Here is a 14,725-nt window from a genome sequence, read left to right as displayed (position 1 = left end):
CGGAAAGATTGACTGCGAGTCACATCCCGGAAAATGGAACTACGTCGCTGGCGACGGTCGCCACACACCGGAATGTTCTGCTTCGGCATGAACGCTCTCGATGTGCGCTCAGCTCTCGCGACACCAGTTCGGCAACTGCCAGAGGTCGTTGTCCCATTCCGAGGAACGGCTCTACAAACCTTTGCGGATGCCGCTGACGCGCGTACCCGGCGACGCCATCGTGATCATCAGCATCTCCATGTCGCAGTAGACGTGCGTGTAGGTGTCGGAATTGGCGACGTCGCTGGAGAAGAACGCCGAGCCACCACCGACTTCGGCTCGAGCTCGATGGCCGCCTTCTGGCAGGCCTGCGTGACGATGACATGGTTCTTCGGCCGCGGGCCGTTGGTGGAGGTCTGGACTACGAGCTCGAGCGGCTTGCCGCCCTTCTCGCGAATGCCGCTCGCGCCCTCCTTCCAGCCGGCGTTCTCCAAAATCTCGATCGCCTCGTCGACGTTGAACTCGAAGCGCGTCACCGCCTGGAAAGCAGGATGCAGGCCAATTGCCACGGGCACGGATGCAGCTCAGCGCTCCGGCTTCAGCTTGCGGAAGCGGACACCCTTGCCATCCGGCAGCCGGGTCGCGACATAGCCTGCCGCCAGGCAGGCCTCGCGCTGCGGCATTTTCTCCTGCGGGCTCCGCAGGCTGTCCCACCACGAGGCGCGCTGCGCGGCGCGCGGCAGGCTGTCGCCGATCAACTCCTCGATCTCGTCGAGGCTGAGCACCAGCTCGGGGCGGGTCTGCCGCTTGAGGTAATCTCGAAGCGCATCATAGTCCGGCAAGTCTCGACTCCATCGTACCAGCGCGTGTGCGGCCGCCTTGACGACAGGCACCGCGAACGCAACGACTCGTTAACCTAACATGCGTTACTTCGGCTTTATCCGTCAGTCTACGGATGGGACTCCACGGGGACGGGACGATCCGATGCGCTGGAAACGCCGAACGGGCCGGGCGACGCAGCCCTGGCGGGTCTCGGCGCGCACGCTGATCACCTGCTCCATCTCGACCATCATCGGTTTCTCCGCCATCTGCGCCAGCGTCATGATCGACCTGCGCCGGAGCGAGGAGGTCCGCGCCCGGCAGGCGCTGGAGAACATGGCCGCCAGCATCGGCGCCGACATCAGCCGCAACGTCGAGCTCTACGATCTCTCGCTGCGGGCGGTGGCCAGCAACATGTTGCTGCCCGAAATCAACGAGGTCAGCAAGCCGGTCCGCCAACTGATCCTGTTCGACCGTTCGTCCACCGCGAAGAATTTCGGCACCATCCAGGTGTTCGATGCCCGCGGACGGCTGTCGCTCGAGTCGTCGACGCTCGACCCGGTGCCGGAGGACCGCAGCGACGCCGATTTCTTCCAGGTGCATCGCGACCGGCCCGACACCGGACTCTATGTCGGGCGGCCCGCCCAGCATCATGGCCAATACTCCATCGTTCTCAGCCGCCGCATCTCGACGCCGGACGGACGCTTCGCCGGCGTCGTCGCCGGCTCGATCCGCCTCGGCTATTTCCGCGACCTGTTCGCACGGCTCACGCTCGGGTCGGGCGACAACATCACGGTGCTCCGGCGCGACGGCACCGTCGTCGTCGGCGCGCCGTTCGATTCCGCCGCGATCGGCCGCAATCTGGCGCGGGCGCCGGCCGTGACCCGCGCGCTCACCGAGCCGTCCGGCTGGTCGAGCAGCTATGGCGCGCTGGACGATCTGCCGCGGCTCCTGGTCTGGCGCAACGGCAATGAGCCGCTGGTCGTGATCGCCAGCAAGTCGTGGGACAGCGTCTACGCATACTGGCGCAATGAGGCTGCAGAGATCGGGGCAATGATGCTGGCGCTGATCGTGTTCGTCCTGGCCGCGACGCAGGTCGCCGCGCGCGAGATCCAGCTCCGGGCGAAGATCGAATCCAGGCTGGAGCAGCTCGCGACCACGGATCCGCTGACGGGCCTGAAGAATCGGCGCAAGTTCGACGAGACGATCGAGCTCGAATGGTGGCGGGCGCAGCGCACCGGCGCGCCGCTGGGGCTGCTGATGATCGATGCCGATCACTTCAAGAGCTACAACGACACCCATGGGCACCAGGCCGGCGATCAGGTGCTGGTCGGCATTGCCGTGTGCATCTCCGATTCGGTGCGGCGCGCCGGCGACTGCGCCGCGCGCTATGGCGGCGAGGAGTTCGCGGTGCTGCTGCCGGGGACCTCGGAAGCGGATGCGCTGCGCGTCGCGGAGACGATCCGCAGCAAGGTCAAGCTGTGGGCGGGAGAAGCGTGCACCACCTCGATCAGCATCGGCGCCGCCAGCGTCACGCCGTCGCGCGACACCGATTGGACCGGCCTGCTGAACGCCGCCGACCGCGCCCTCTACATGGCCAAGGCCGCGGGCCGTAACCGCTGCGCCAGCGCGGTGGTGCGTCACCCGTCACCCGCGGCCTCGCTGGCGGCGTGATGCCGCCAACCGCCTCGAAGGCGCGGCATTTCTCGCCGGCTTGGCCTCAGCCCTTGCCTTCGAGATAGCGCTTCATGTCCTCGCGCAGGCCATCGCGCAGGTCGGCCCGCGCCATGCCGAAGGCGATGTTGGCGCGCAGGAAGCCGGACTTCGAGCCGCAATCGTGCCGCTCGCCGTCGAAATCCACGCCATAGAATTTCTGTGTCTTCGACAATCCGATCATCGCATCGGTAAGCTGGATCTCGCCGCCGGCGCCGCGCTCCTGAGTCGCCAGGATCTGGAAGATCTCCGGCTGCAGGATGTAGCGCCCGGTGATCGAGAAGTTCGACGGCGCGGTGCCCTTGGCCGGCTTCTCGACCATGCCGTCGACCTCGAAGATCTTGCCGTCGCGCTTGCCGACGCCGCAGATGCCGTATTGATGGGTCTGGTCGGCGGGCACTTCCTGCACCGCCAGCACGTTGCTCTTCTCCGGAAGCTTGCTCGCCGCCGCGATCATCTGCGCCAGGCACCCCGGCGAGTTCAGCACCAGCTCGTCCGGCAGCACCACCGCGAACGGCTCGTCACCGACGATGTCGCGCGCGCACCACACGGCATGGCCGAGGCCGAGCGGCGCCTGCTGACGGGTGAAGCTGACCGCGCCGGCCTCCGGCTGGTCGCGCGCCAGGATCTCGATCTCGGTCTTCTTGCCGCGCGCCGCGAGCGTCGCGTCGAGCTCGTACATGCGGTCGAAATGATCCTCGATCGCGGTCTTGTTGCGCCCGGTCACGAACACGAAATGCTCGATGCCCGCCTCCTTGGCTTCGTCGAAGACGTATTGAATGAGCGGCCTGTCGACGATCGTCAGCATTTCCTTCGGCATCGCCTTGGTGGCGGGAAGGACGCGGGTGCCGAGACCGGCGACCGGAAAAACGGCTTTGCGGATCTTCATGGGGATGACTAGACCTTGTGGCGATATGAATGCGAAATCGATCGCATTTTAGGTAGCTCGTTTGCAGCCGAGAACAAAGGCGGATGTTGGGTCCAGTGTTCCGCTCGACACGGACCGAACGGCTAAATTTCGCTGCGGAAATCGTTAACCTTGTTAATCTCCCGTTAAGCAGGACCGGGCCTCGTGGAGCCCGATCTTCCATGCGATCTGGATCGAGACATGATGCGACGGAACGTGATGCTGACAGCTCTGAAGGCCGGTGCTGGCGCGGCGGTTCTGGTCACGGCGTTGACGGTGGTGTCTGGTTCCGCTGTCGCGCAATCCGGCGGCGGGCCGCTGAACTTTCTCGACGGCCTGTTCACGGGCACCCCGACCAAGGGCAACCCCGCCCCCAACCAGCCCCCCGCCGCCGGCGGGCCGCAGCCGTGGAGCGGCGAGGACGGCGCCTCCGGCCATCCGCTGATGACGGCGGCCGCAATCCGCGAAGCCGCCGGCAATTTCGACAATTGCGTCGCCGGCATGTGGCCAGATGCCGCACGGCGCAACATCACGCAGGACAACTTCCAGCGCTTCACCGCCGGCCTGTCGCCGGACCTGCGCATCATGGACCTGCTCGACGCGCAGCCCGAATTTACCAAGTCGATCTGGGACTATCTCGACATCCTGGTGAACGACAACCGGCTGGCGAAGGGCCGCGAGGTGCTGGCGACGTACAAGCCGCAGTTCGATGCGGCCGAGCGCGCCTATGGCGTCGACCGTTACATTATCGCTTCGATCTGGGGCATCGAGTCCAACTACTCGACCCAGATCGGCGACCGCAGCGTGCTTCAGTCGACCGCGACGCTCGCCTGCATCGGCCGCCGCCAGGCCTATTTCAAGGACGAGTTCCTCTCCGCCCTGGAGATCCTCAATCGCGGCGATTTGCGCCCCGAGCAGATGCGCGGCTCGTGGGCAGGCGCCTTCGGCCCGACCCAGTTCATGCCGACCGCGTTCAAGCGCTTCGCCGTCGATGCGGACGGCGATGGCCGCCGCGACGTCGTCGACAATCCGGCCGACCTGATCGCCTCGACCGCCAACAATCTGAAGAAGGACGGCTGGCAGAGCGGCCAGAGCTGGGGCTACGAGGTCGTGGTGCCCCAGGGCTTCAACTACATGCTCGCTGACCGCGCCAAGAGCATGAGCTTCGGCCAGTGGGAACAGCTCGGCCTGCGGCGAGCCAACGGTCAGCCGTTCCCGGCCAGCGCCGAAAAGGCCTATCTGCTGGCACCGGCCGGCGCCCAGGGCCCCGGCTTCCTGATGCTGCAGAACTTCCGCGTCATCATGAAATACAACCCGGCGGAAGCCTATGCGCTGGCGATTGGCCACTTCGCCGACCGTCTGCGGGGCGGACCGCCGTTCGTTCAGGCCTGGCCGCGCGAGGAACGGACGCTGTCGCGCGGCGAGCGGCTGGAGCTGCAGCAATTGCTCGCCGAGCGCGGATTTTACCGCGGAACGCCGGACGGCCAGTTCGGTGGCCAGACGCGCGAGGCGCTGCGGAACTTCCAGGCCTCGATCGGGGCGCCGGCGGACGGATTTGCCACCTCGGATGTGCTCAAACGGCTGCGGGCGCGCTGATCACAGCCCAATCTGCCCTGCCGGTAACCGTGTGGGGCGATTACCGATGCCATCAACACCATCCGGTGAATGCCCGTTTGCGGCCTGATTCGCGTCCTATTATATGGATCGTCACGATCTCGCCGCGCGACGGGTGCGCATGTCAAAGCTGAAGTCCATCCTCAAGCTGTTGAACGAGCCCGGCCCGCTGGTCGTGCTGGCGGTCGTCATCGCCATGCTCGTCGGCATCGCCGGCCCCGCCTCGGCCCAGTTCTTCAACTTCAACCCGTTCGCCTCGCCCCGCCCGGCGCCGCGCGGCGGTGGAGGTGGCGGAGGTTGGTTCGGCGGCGACTTCTTTACTCCGTTCCCGCAGCAACAGCCGAAGAGGGTGATCCAGGACTATTCCAAGGCGCCGCCGCCGGAGAAGCGTGACGGCGCGCCGGACCGCTATGTGCTGGTGCTCGGCGACGCCATGGCCGACTGGCTCGCCTATGGCCTGGAAGAGGCCTATTCCGAGCAGCCCGACATGGGCGTGACCCGCAAGATCAGGACCACTTCGGGCCTCATCAAGTACCAGCCCAAGGGCGAGCCGGCCGACTGGGCCGCCGCCGCCAAGGGCATCCTGGCGACCGAGCGCGCCGACGCCATCGTCATCATGCTCGGCCTCAACGACCGCATCTCGCTGCGCGAGCCCGCGATGGAGAAGACCGAGAAGCCCGACGACAAGAAGGGCGACAAGGCCAAGAAGGATGCCAAGGCCAAGCCTGGTGAGACAAAGCCCGGTGAGGCCAAGCCGGGCGAAGCCAAGCCGGATGGCAAGGCCGACACGGCGGCCAAGCCCGACGACAAGGCTGCCGATACCGATCTGCCGCAGGACGAGGCCGACAACGACACGCCTGTGGTCGCGGCACCGGAGAAGGCCGTCCGCTCGCCGGGCGGCCTCTATGAGTTCCGGGACGAGCGCTGGGTCGAGCTCTACACGAAGAAGATCGAGGAGATGATCGCGATCGCCAAGAGCAAGGGGGTGCCCGTGCTCTGGGTCGGCCTGCCCGCGGTTCGCGGTCCCAAGGGGACGGCGGACACGCTGTTCCTCGACTCGCTGTATCGCGATGCGGCCGGCAAGGCTGGCATCACCTATGTCGACGTCTGGGACGGCTTTGTCGACGAGTCCGGCCGCTTCCTGCAGAAGGGGCCGGACTTCGAAGGCCAGATCCGGCAGCTGCGCTCCTATGACGGCGTGTATTTCACCAAGCCGGGCGCACGCAAGCTCGCCCACTATGCCGAGCGTGAGATCAACCGGCTGCTCGCGGCCCGTTCAGCGCCGCTCGAATTGCCGAACGAGCCGGCGACGCCGGACGCCAATGCCGTGCCCGGCCAGCCGGCGCCGCGGCCGGTCGCCGGCCCGATCCTGCCGCTGGTGGCGTCATCCGTCGGCACCGACCAGTTGCTGGGCGGCCCCGGCTCCCGACCTGCGGCGGTCGATGCGCTGGCGGCCCGGACCCTGGTCAAGGGCGAGGCGTTGAGCCCGCCCGCCGGCCGTGCCGACGATTTCGCCTGGCCCCGCCGCGAGGTTGGGCGCGAGCAGGCCAAGGAGCCGCCGAAGGAGTTCACCCGGCCCGAGGCGCCGATGGCCGCGACCACGCCGGCGGAAGCAACTCCGGCCGCACAGGGACCGGCGCCGCCGCAGCCGAGGCAGAAGCGGCTGACGACGCCGGCGGCGCCCGCTCAGCAGCCGCCAGCCCAAACGCAGCAGCCGAATCAGGGCGTCCGCGACTTCTTTGGCTTCGGCGCGCCTCAGCAGCCGGCGCGGCCGCCCGCCGCGCGCAATCCGAACGCGCCGCCGCGGCCGCCAGGATTGGTCGGCCGCTCGGCAGCAGCGCTGGAGACCCAGGGCCGCTGATCGTGACCGCATTTCGGCGCTGAGGGTGATCGACGCGGATCATTCCGGAACAAGATGCCCCATGACAAATCGGCCCGCATTCGAGAACGAATGCGGGCCGATTTTCATCTGATCGTCCGTCAGCGGGGCTGTTGCAGCCTCAGTAGCGCCAGCGCTGCGGCGGCTGCGGCCGGCTCGGCGAGCGCATCAGCATCGCCAGCAGGAAGCCGATGCCGCCGGCGACCAGGAGTGCACCTATCGGATTGTCCTGAACCCGCTTGGTCAGGGCCTGCGTGCCGTCACGGAGCGTTTCGGAGCCGTTGCCGAACGTATCCTTGGCGAAATCCATCGCCGCATCGCCGGCCTCGCGCGCCGCGTCCTTGGCCTGGCCATACATGTTCTGCACGACGCCCGAAGCCTCGCGTGCACGACCCGACGCCTGCGTGCTCTTGTCGCCCAACATCTCGCCGACGCCGCCTTCGATCTTGCCTGCGACATCCTTGGCCGTACCGGTCAGCCGATCCTGATCCATTGCCGCTCTCCTTCTCTGCATTGTGCGGGATTGCTGGCCTGCTAACCGGCCAGCACGGCGCAGGTTCCGGACCACTACAAAATCAGGCCGCCGTCGACGACGAGGGTCTGGCCGATGATGTAGGACGACAGCAGCGAGGCCAGGAACAGCGCCGCACCGGCCATGTCCTGCGGCGTGCCCAACCGCCGCAGCGGGATCCGCTGCAGCGCGCTCTCGAGACGCTTCGGATTGGCGGTCGTCACCTTGGTCATCTTGGTGTCGACGAGACCGGGCGCGATCCCGTTGACGCGGATGCCGTCCTCCGCCCACGCCTCCGCCAGGGTTCGCGTCAATCCCATCGCACCGGTCTTCGAGGCGTTGTAGGCCGGGTTGCCCATGGTGGAATGATAGGCCGCGGTCGACGAGACGATGATGAGCGCGCCCTTGGCATCGCGCAGCCGGCCGTGAAATTTCGTCGCACAGGCCATCAGGCTGATGAGGTTGACCTCGACCACCTTGCGGAAGCCGTCCATGGCGAACTCGCCGCGCCGGTACAGCACCGCGCCTTGCGCCAGCACGAGCACGTCGAGACGATCGAGTTGCGGTGCGAAGCTCTCGATCGCGCCGGGATCGCTCACATCGAGCTGATGGTAGTTCAACCCCACGAGATCGGAGCCCTCGTCTGCGGCATAATCGGCAGCACTCGGTCGCGTGCCGCTGATATCGACGCGCGCGCCCTGCGCGCGAAACGCCTGCGCAATGCCGTTGCCGATGCCGCTCGAGCCGCCGATCACCAGCACCGAGCGTCCCGTGAAATCGAGCGCGTTCATCTCCCCACTCCTTCTATTGTTATTTGTCGGATGGTGTGGAGATCAGCGCAGGCCCTGTCAACGGCATCGCGGCTGTGGCGACACCGGCATCGGCGCCTTCGCATCAATGCTGCTGCGCAGCTACTTCATCGGTGTCAGCCGCAGCAGGCGGCCGGGCGAGTCGTCCTCGATCACCCAGACGGCGCCGTCCGGCGCCACGGCGACATCGCGGATGCGCTCGCCCATGTCCCAGCGCTCGGCCTCGTCAGGCTGACCATCGGGCCGGAAGGCGACGCGGACCAGCGCTTGAACCCGCAAGCCCCCGATCAGCGCCGATCCCTTCCATTGCGGAAACATCGGACCATCATAGAAGACCAGGCCGGCCGGCGCGATCACAGGATCCCAATAGAGCGGCGGCGACGTGAGGTCCGGCCGCGTCGCATGACGCGGGATCGGCGTGCCGTCGTAATTGTCGCCGTTCGACACCAGTGGCCAGCCGTAGTTCTTGCCAGGCTCGATCAGGTTCAGCTCGTCGCCGCCGCGCGGCCCCATCTCGTGCAGCCAGAGCTTGCCATCGGGCGCGAAGGCGAGCCCGTAGGGATTGCGGTGGCCGGTGGTCCATGTCTGCGCCGGCACGCCCTTGTCCTCGGCCATGGGATTGTCCGACGGCGTCGCGCCGTCGAGATTGAGCCTGAGCACCTTGCCGCGCGCCTGCCGCGGATCCTGGGCGCTGTTCGGCTGCATGCGGTCGCCGACGGTCAGGAATAGATGCGCTCCCGAGGGATCGAACGCGACGATGCCGCCGGGCTGCCCGCCGCCGCCGGCCGGCGTCTGGCGCCAGATCACAGTGCGGTCGGTCAGCGTGGCGCTATCGTTCGCGAACGACAGCACGGCGCGGGTCAGTACGAGTCGGCTGCCCTCGCCGCTCGGCTCGGTGTAGGTGAGATAGATCTGCGACGTCGTCGCGAAGCTCGGCGACACCGCGATATCGAGGAGACCGTTCTGTCCGCGCGCAGCGACCGCGGGCACGTTGCCGATCTGGATCTTCTTCCCACCTTGCGTGACCAGAAAGATCCGACCCGGCTTCTCCGTGACCAGCATCCGCCCATCGGGCAGGAAGGCGATGGCCCAGGGCGTATCGAACTCGGCAACGCTCCGCGCGTCGAACGGCCGCAACGCGCTGGCCTTGCGGCCGCCGGCATTGATGCCGTCGGCATGCGCTGCCGTGGTTGCTATCAGTCCCACCACCAACGCCAAGCGCATGAAGATCTTGGAGAGCGCCATGATCACTCCGGTTTGTTGATCCCTGTCGTAGGCAACGCAAATTCGGCCACGCCGGATGAGTGCCTACCGAATGCGTCCGATCAGTGTTAATCCCGACGGCGCGCATGCGATGCGCATTTTTCCGTGAGCCGCAAATATGCACCAGCACAGGCAACTCAGCCGCTCGGTCAAGGGATTGACCGTCCTGATCACCGGCGCGGCGTCGGGGATGGGGCGCATTTCGGCGGGCTCGACATCCTCGTCAACAATGCCGGCATCTCGGTCCGTGTCGCGATCGACGACGAGGCTTACGACGAGGCCTGGGCGAGAGGGCTTGCGATCATGCTGACGGCGCAGCAGCGCGTCATCCGCGCCGCGCTTCCGCATCTGCGCCGCTCATCCAGCCCGCGCATCGTCAACATCGCCTCGACCGAGGCGCTCGGCGCAACGGCGCTGCACAGCGCCTATTCCGCGGCGAAAGCAGGCGTGACTGGATTGACGCGCTCGCTCGCCGTCGAGCTCGGCCGCGACGGCATCACCGTCAACTGCATCTGCCCGGGCCCGATCACGACCGCGATGACCGCGCGCATTCCTGACGAGCAGAAGGCGGTCTACGCGCGGCGCCGCACCGCGCTTGGCCGCTATGGCGATCCCGAAGAAGTCGCGCACATGACCTTGAGCCTGTGCCTGCCGGCCGCCTCGTTCGTCACCGGAGCGGTGATCCCGGTGGACGGCGGGCTGATGGCCCGCAACGCATGACGTCTGACGCGCCGGCATGACAGCCGTGCGCGCGGCGCTCCGCGCCTTGCGTTGACTTCGCGCATCGCCGGCGTAGCCTCGTCGCTCAGAAGAAGCGGACAGGAGTCCGCCGTCATGAGGACGCGAGGAGGACACCATGGCGATCGCCATCCGGCAGCTGCATCCGCATTTCGTCGGCGAAGTGTCCGGTGTCGATCTGCGCAAGCCTCTTGCTCGGGACGAGGTCGCGCAATTGCAGGCCGCGATCGATCACTACGCCGTTCTCGTATTTCACGATCAGGACGTCACCGACGAGCAGCAGCTCGCCTTCGCGCTCAGCTTCGGCGACCGCGAGCAGGCGCGCGGCGGCACGGTCACCAAGAAGGAGGATTACCGCCTCACCACCGGCCTCAACGACGTCTCCAATCTCGGCAAGGATGGCAAGCCGCTGCCATCAGACCATCGCACGCATCTGTTCAATCTCGGCAACTGCCTGTGGCACTCCGACAGCTCGTTCCGGCCGATCCCGGCGAAGTACTCGATCCTGTCGGCGCGAATCGTGAACCCGAAGGGCGGCAACACCGAATTCGCCGACATGCGCGCCGCCTATGACGCGCTCGACCAGGACACCAAGGACGAGATCGAGGATCTCGTCTGCGAACATTCGCTGATGTATTCGCGCGGCTCGCTCGGCTTCCTCGACTACACCGATGAGGAGAAGGAGATGTTCAAGCCGGTCAGGCAGCGGCTGGTCCGCACCCATCCGGCGCATGGCCGCAAGTCGCTGTATCTGTCGTCGCATGCCGGCGCCGTGCTCGGCATGAGCATGCCGGAAGGGCGGCTGCTGTTGCGCGACCTCACAGAGCATGCGACGCAGCCCGAGTTCGTCTACGTCCACAAATGGACGCTGCACGATCTGATCATGTGGGACAACAGGCAGACCATGCACCGCGTGCGCCGCTACGATCAGTCGCAACCGCGCGACATGCGCCGCGCCACCGTGGCCGGCACCGAGCCGACGGTGGCGCAGCAGGCGGCGGAGTAGTTCTGCCTTCAGCAGAGATGCGCGGCTTCTTCCGTCTCCATGTCGTCATTGCGAGCAGCGAAGCGCAGAGGCAATCCAGACTGCATCCGCGGTGGACATTCTGGATTGCTTCGCTGCGCTCGCAATGACGACGGAGAGGCAGAGCGCCCCATTAAGCCTTCTCTGATCCCAGCGAGCGCGGGGGCTCCAACCGGACGATAAGGCCTATGCGTGCCCCGCGGCGTTGGACAGCATGCCGGGGTCGATGCCGATCTTGCGCAGCGCGAGATCGTATTTGGCGTCGACATTGTCGCCGAAGATCAGCTCCGGATCGGCGTCGCAGTGCAGCCAGCCATTGTCCTGGATCTCTTCCTCCAGCTGGCCGGCGCGCCAGCCGGCATAGCCGAGGGCGAGGATGGCGTGCTTCGGACCGTCGCCCTTGGCGATCGCCTTGAGGATGTCGATGGTCGTCGTCAGGCAGACGCCGTCGTTGATCTTCAAGGTCGCGTTGGCGATGAAGTAGTCGCTCGAATGCAGCACGAAGCCGCGTCCGGTATCGACCGGGCCGCCGCTCAGCACCTTCATCGTCTCGGCGCTGTCGGGCAGGCTGATCTGATCGCTCTTCTCGATGATATTCAGTTGCATCAACAGCTGAGGGAAGTCGATGCTGCCCGCCGGCCGGTTCACCATGATACCCATGGCGCCCTCAGCCGAGTGCGCGCAGAGATAGATCACCGAGCGCTCGAAACGGGAATCGCCCATCACGGGCATTGCAACCAGCAGCTGGCCGTCGAGGTAACCACCGTGAGAGGTGTGATCCCCGATCCCTGTCACTTTGCGGCGAATGTCGCCCAGCCTTTTTGCCTCAGGATTCATCCGCAAGGACTCTCATGATCATTGATATCCTGATATTGGGATGCGCATCTGTCAATCAAGGTTCAGGTCCTCGCGAGGAAATCTGCTCACAAGCATTTCAATGGTTTGCGCCCGAACCGCACTCTAAAGACGTCTCATGTCCGCCTTGGTTCCTCACCACTCTGCCACACTGCTCGTCGCGACCGTCGTATCATCCTGCCTTGCGTTCGGTGCGCAGGCGCAGGATTCCTCGCCCTGGCAGCGCGACAGCCACTCCGCGGTGCGCCTGCTCGCGGGCTCGCGCAGCGGTCCGGTCATGCTGGGCGGCATCGCCCTTGCGCTGCAGCCGGGATGGAAGACCTATTGGCGAACGCCCGGCGATTCAGGCGTGCCGCCGCGGTTCGACTTTTCCAAGTCGGAGAACGTCGAAGCGGTGACGGTTCTGTGGCCCGCGCCGACAAAGTTCGACGACGGCGCCGGCGGACACTCGCTCGGCTATCATGATCAGGTCGTGCTGCCGCTGCGCATCGTCGCCAAGAACGCCGACAAGCCGATGACCCTGCGCGCCGACATCAGCTACGCGGTCTGCGAGAAGATCTGCATTCCCGTCGAAGCGAAGGCCGAGCTCGCCTTCACCAGCGTCGCCAGCACCGAGGATACGGCACTCTCGGCGGCCCTCGACACTGTGCCGAAGCCGGCCACCGTCGGCGATGCCAATCCCTTGACGATCCGCGACGTCAAGCGCGACGGCCAGAAGGACGTCATCGTCGACGTGGCCGTCGCCGATCCGCGCAGCGTCCAGCTCTATGTCGAGGGGCCGACGCCGGACTGGGCGCTGCCGATCCCGACCGTGCGCGACAGCGGCATGCCGGGCATCAAGCGCTTCGCCTTCGAGCTCGACGGCGTTCCGCCGGGTGTGAAGCCGGACGGCGCGGCCCTGAAATTCACGCTGGTCGGCCCCGACAAGGCCTACGAGTTCAACTTCAATCTGCCTTGACGGCTGTAGCGCCGGGCGAGCGAGGCGGGGCCGGTCCAACTCAATCTTAACGTTGCGTTGATAGGGAGGACCATCGCCGCCATCCGCGCGGCCGTGGAGACGGACCCCGCCGTGGCCGTGATGGATGCCCGCAACGCCCCCGCATCGACCGGCCTCGCAGGCCGGCTGAAGGCGCGCTTGGCTGCGCTCGGCGGCAGCGGCGAGGCGTCGCTGACGCGCCGCCTGGCCGGCACCATCTTCCTGATCCGCGTGCTCAGCGCGGGCCTCGCCTATCTCAGCCAGATCCTGCTCGCGCGATGGATGGGCGGCTCGGACTACGGCACCTACGTCTATGTCTGGACCTGGGTGCTGCTGCTCGGCAGCATGCTGGATGTCGGCATCGCCTCCTCGGCGCAGAAGATCATTCCGGACTACCGCACCGCGGGCCAGCAGGCGCTGCTGCGCGGCTTCCTCTCCGGCGGACGCTGGCTGACGCTGGCGACGTCCACCGCTGCGGCGCTGCTGCTCGCCGGCCTGATCGCGCTGCTGTCGCCCTGGATCGACACCGGCGAGCGCGTGCCGCTCTATCTCGGCTGCCTGACCCTGCCCGCCTTCGTCGTTGCCAACACCCAGGACGGCATCGCCCGCTCGCACGACTGGATGACGCTCGGGCTGATGCCGCAATTCATCATCCGCCAGACGCTGATCATCGGCTTCACGGCGGGCGCCTTCGTGCTCGGCCTCGATCTCGGCGCGACCGCGGCGATGGCCGCGAGCGCGGCCGCGGTGTGGCTCGCGATGCTCGGCCAGATGCTGGTGCTGAACCATAGGCTCGGCCGCCACATCGAGCCGGGCCCCAGACAATATGATCTCCGCGGCTGGCTCGCGATCTCGCTGCCGATCCTCTTGGTCGAGAGCTTCTATCTGCTGTTGTCCTACACCGACGTGCTGGTGCTGCAGCAATTCCGCTCCTCGGAGGAGGTCGGGATCTATTTCGCCGTGGTGAAGACGCTCGCGCTGGTGTCGTTCATCCACTACGCGATGTCGGCGACGACGGCGCATCGCTTCGCCGAGTACCACGCGCTCGGCGACAAAGCGCGGCTGTCGGCCTATGTCGCGCATGCGATCAAGTGGACATTCTGGCCGTCGCTCGCGGCGACCCTGGTGCTGCTCGCGCTCGGCAAGCCGCTGCTGTTTCTGTTCGGCGCGCAGTTCACCGCCGGCTACGACATCATGTTCATCGCCGCGATCGGCCTCGTCGTGCGGTCGGCGATCGGTCCGGTGGAGCGACTGTTGAACATGCTGGGCCAGCAGCGCGCCTGCGCCATGGCCTATGCGGCGGCCTTCGTCATGAACCTCGTGCTCTGCATCCTGCTGGTTCCGCAGTTCGGCGGCTACGGCGCCGCGGCCGCAACCTCGCTGTCGCTGGCCTTCGAGACCGTGCTGCTGTTCCGCATCGTCAAGCAGCGGCTCGGGCTGCACGTCCTCGCCTTCGGCAAGGCATCTTGAGGGAACCAAGTTGACGCATCTGTTGCGTCATCTTGGCCTCGCCTTGGCGGAACTGCGGGCGCGGTGCCGCCACACCTCGTCCCGCGCGGCGATCACGCAAGTGTTGGGTGCAACGCCTTGATATTGGCGCGATCCTCCGGGCAGGTGACTTGATCGCGCGCTGGGGGA

12 protein-coding genes and 2 pseudogenes are annotated in these 14,725 nt (G+C 66.5%); 7 read left to right on the top strand and 7 right to left on the bottom strand.

The features are described from left to right. Positions 1–108 precede the first annotated feature (108 nt). Together QW868_RS23065 and QW868_RS23060 are read right to left on the bottom strand one after the other, a co-directional pair. Positions 109–509: pseudogene (locus tag QW868_RS23065) on the bottom strand (peptide ABC transporter substrate-binding protein); the annotation flags it as partial. A 54-nt stretch (positions 510–563) separates the two neighbouring features. Next, positions 564–821 (bottom strand): hypothetical protein, encoded by a 258-nt coding sequence (locus QW868_RS23060; RefSeq protein ID WP_315734477.1) that lies wholly within the window; start codon positions 819–821, stop codon positions 564–566. Between the two features lie 142 nt (positions 822–963). Here QW868_RS23060 and QW868_RS23055 point away from each other — a divergent pair, with 142 nt between their 5' ends. Next, positions 964–2,472, top strand: a complete 1,509-nt coding sequence (locus QW868_RS23055) for a diguanylate cyclase (RefSeq protein ID WP_316231588.1) — start codon at positions 964–966, stop codon at positions 2,470–2,472. A 46-nt stretch (positions 2,473–2,518) separates the two neighbouring features. Here QW868_RS23055 and QW868_RS23050 read toward each other — a convergent pair whose 3' ends face one another. Further along, positions 2,519–3,400 carry a UTP--glucose-1-phosphate uridylyltransferase gene (locus tag QW868_RS23050; protein ID WP_315734482.1) on the bottom strand — a complete coding sequence of 294 codons (882 nt, stop codon included), beginning with the start codon at positions 3,398–3,400 and terminating at the stop codon, positions 2,519–2,521. Positions 3,401–3,619: 219 nt separating this feature from the next. Here QW868_RS23050 and QW868_RS23045 point away from each other — a divergent pair, with 219 nt between their 5' ends. Beyond that, positions 3,620–5,014, top strand: a complete 1,395-nt coding sequence (locus QW868_RS23045; protein WP_316231587.1) for a lytic murein transglycosylase — start codon at positions 3,620–3,622, stop codon at positions 5,012–5,014. A 139-nt stretch (positions 5,015–5,153) separates the two neighbouring features. After that, complete coding sequence (locus QW868_RS23040; RefSeq protein WP_316231586.1) at positions 5,154–6,893, top strand: DUF459 domain-containing protein; 1,740 nt, start codon at positions 5,154–5,156, stop codon at positions 6,891–6,893. A 139-nt stretch (positions 6,894–7,032) separates the two neighbouring features. On the opposite strand, the gene QW868_RS23035 is transcribed toward QW868_RS23040, so the two are convergent. The 3 genes from QW868_RS23035 to QW868_RS23025 all read right to left on the bottom strand — a co-directional run bounded on the left by QW868_RS23035 (position 7,033) and on the right by QW868_RS23025 (position 9,476). Continuing rightward, positions 7,033–7,404, bottom strand: coding sequence for a CsbD family protein (locus QW868_RS23035; RefSeq protein WP_315783615.1), 372 nt, complete (start codon positions 7,402–7,404; stop codon positions 7,033–7,035). Between the two features lie 74 nt (positions 7,405–7,478). Next, complete coding sequence (locus QW868_RS23030) at positions 7,479–8,213, bottom strand: SDR family oxidoreductase (protein WP_316231585.1); 735 nt, start codon at positions 8,211–8,213, stop codon at positions 7,479–7,481. A gap of 120 nt (positions 8,214–8,333) precedes the next feature. Further along, complete coding sequence (locus QW868_RS23025) at positions 8,334–9,476, bottom strand: PQQ-dependent sugar dehydrogenase (protein ID WP_316231584.1); 1,143 nt, start codon at positions 9,474–9,476, stop codon at positions 8,334–8,336. A 195-nt stretch (positions 9,477–9,671) separates the two neighbouring features. Between QW868_RS23025 and QW868_RS23020 the strand changes: the two are divergent. Together QW868_RS23020 and QW868_RS23015 are read left to right on the top strand one after the other, a co-directional pair. Beyond that, positions 9,672–10,214 (top strand): annotated as a pseudogene (locus tag QW868_RS23020) (SDR family NAD(P)-dependent oxidoreductase); the annotation flags it as partial. A 136-nt stretch (positions 10,215–10,350) separates the two neighbouring features. Further along, positions 10,351–11,238: a TauD/TfdA family dioxygenase gene (locus tag QW868_RS23015; RefSeq protein ID WP_315753341.1), complete on the top strand. Its 888-nt coding sequence runs from the start codon at positions 10,351–10,353 to the stop codon at positions 11,236–11,238. Between the two features lie 204 nt (positions 11,239–11,442). On the opposite strand, the gene QW868_RS23010 is transcribed toward QW868_RS23015, so the two are convergent. After that, positions 11,443–12,093, bottom strand: a complete 651-nt coding sequence (locus tag QW868_RS23010) for a YqgE/AlgH family protein (RefSeq protein WP_315713870.1) — start codon at positions 12,091–12,093, stop codon at positions 11,443–11,445. A 136-nt stretch (positions 12,094–12,229) separates the two neighbouring features. On the opposite strand from QW868_RS23010, the gene QW868_RS23005 reads away from it, so the two are divergent. Together QW868_RS23005 and QW868_RS23000 are read left to right on the top strand one after the other, a co-directional pair. Further along, positions 12,230–13,069 (top strand): protein-disulfide reductase DsbD domain-containing protein, encoded by an 840-nt coding sequence (locus tag QW868_RS23005; RefSeq protein ID WP_315797044.1) that lies wholly within the window; start codon positions 12,230–12,232, stop codon positions 13,067–13,069. A 111-nt stretch (positions 13,070–13,180) separates the two neighbouring features. Then, positions 13,181–14,557 carry a lipopolysaccharide biosynthesis protein gene (locus QW868_RS23000; protein WP_316231583.1) on the top strand — a complete coding sequence of 459 codons (1,377 nt, stop codon included), beginning with the start codon at positions 13,181–13,183 and terminating at the stop codon, positions 14,555–14,557. Positions 14,558–14,725 lie beyond the last annotated feature (168 nt).

This window comes from Bradyrhizobium sp. SZCCHNR1051, assembly GCF_032489615.1.
Taxonomy (GTDB): Bacteria; Pseudomonadota; Alphaproteobacteria; order Rhizobiales; family Xanthobacteraceae; genus Bradyrhizobium.
This window is presented reverse-complemented; position numbering and strand designations above follow the sequence as displayed.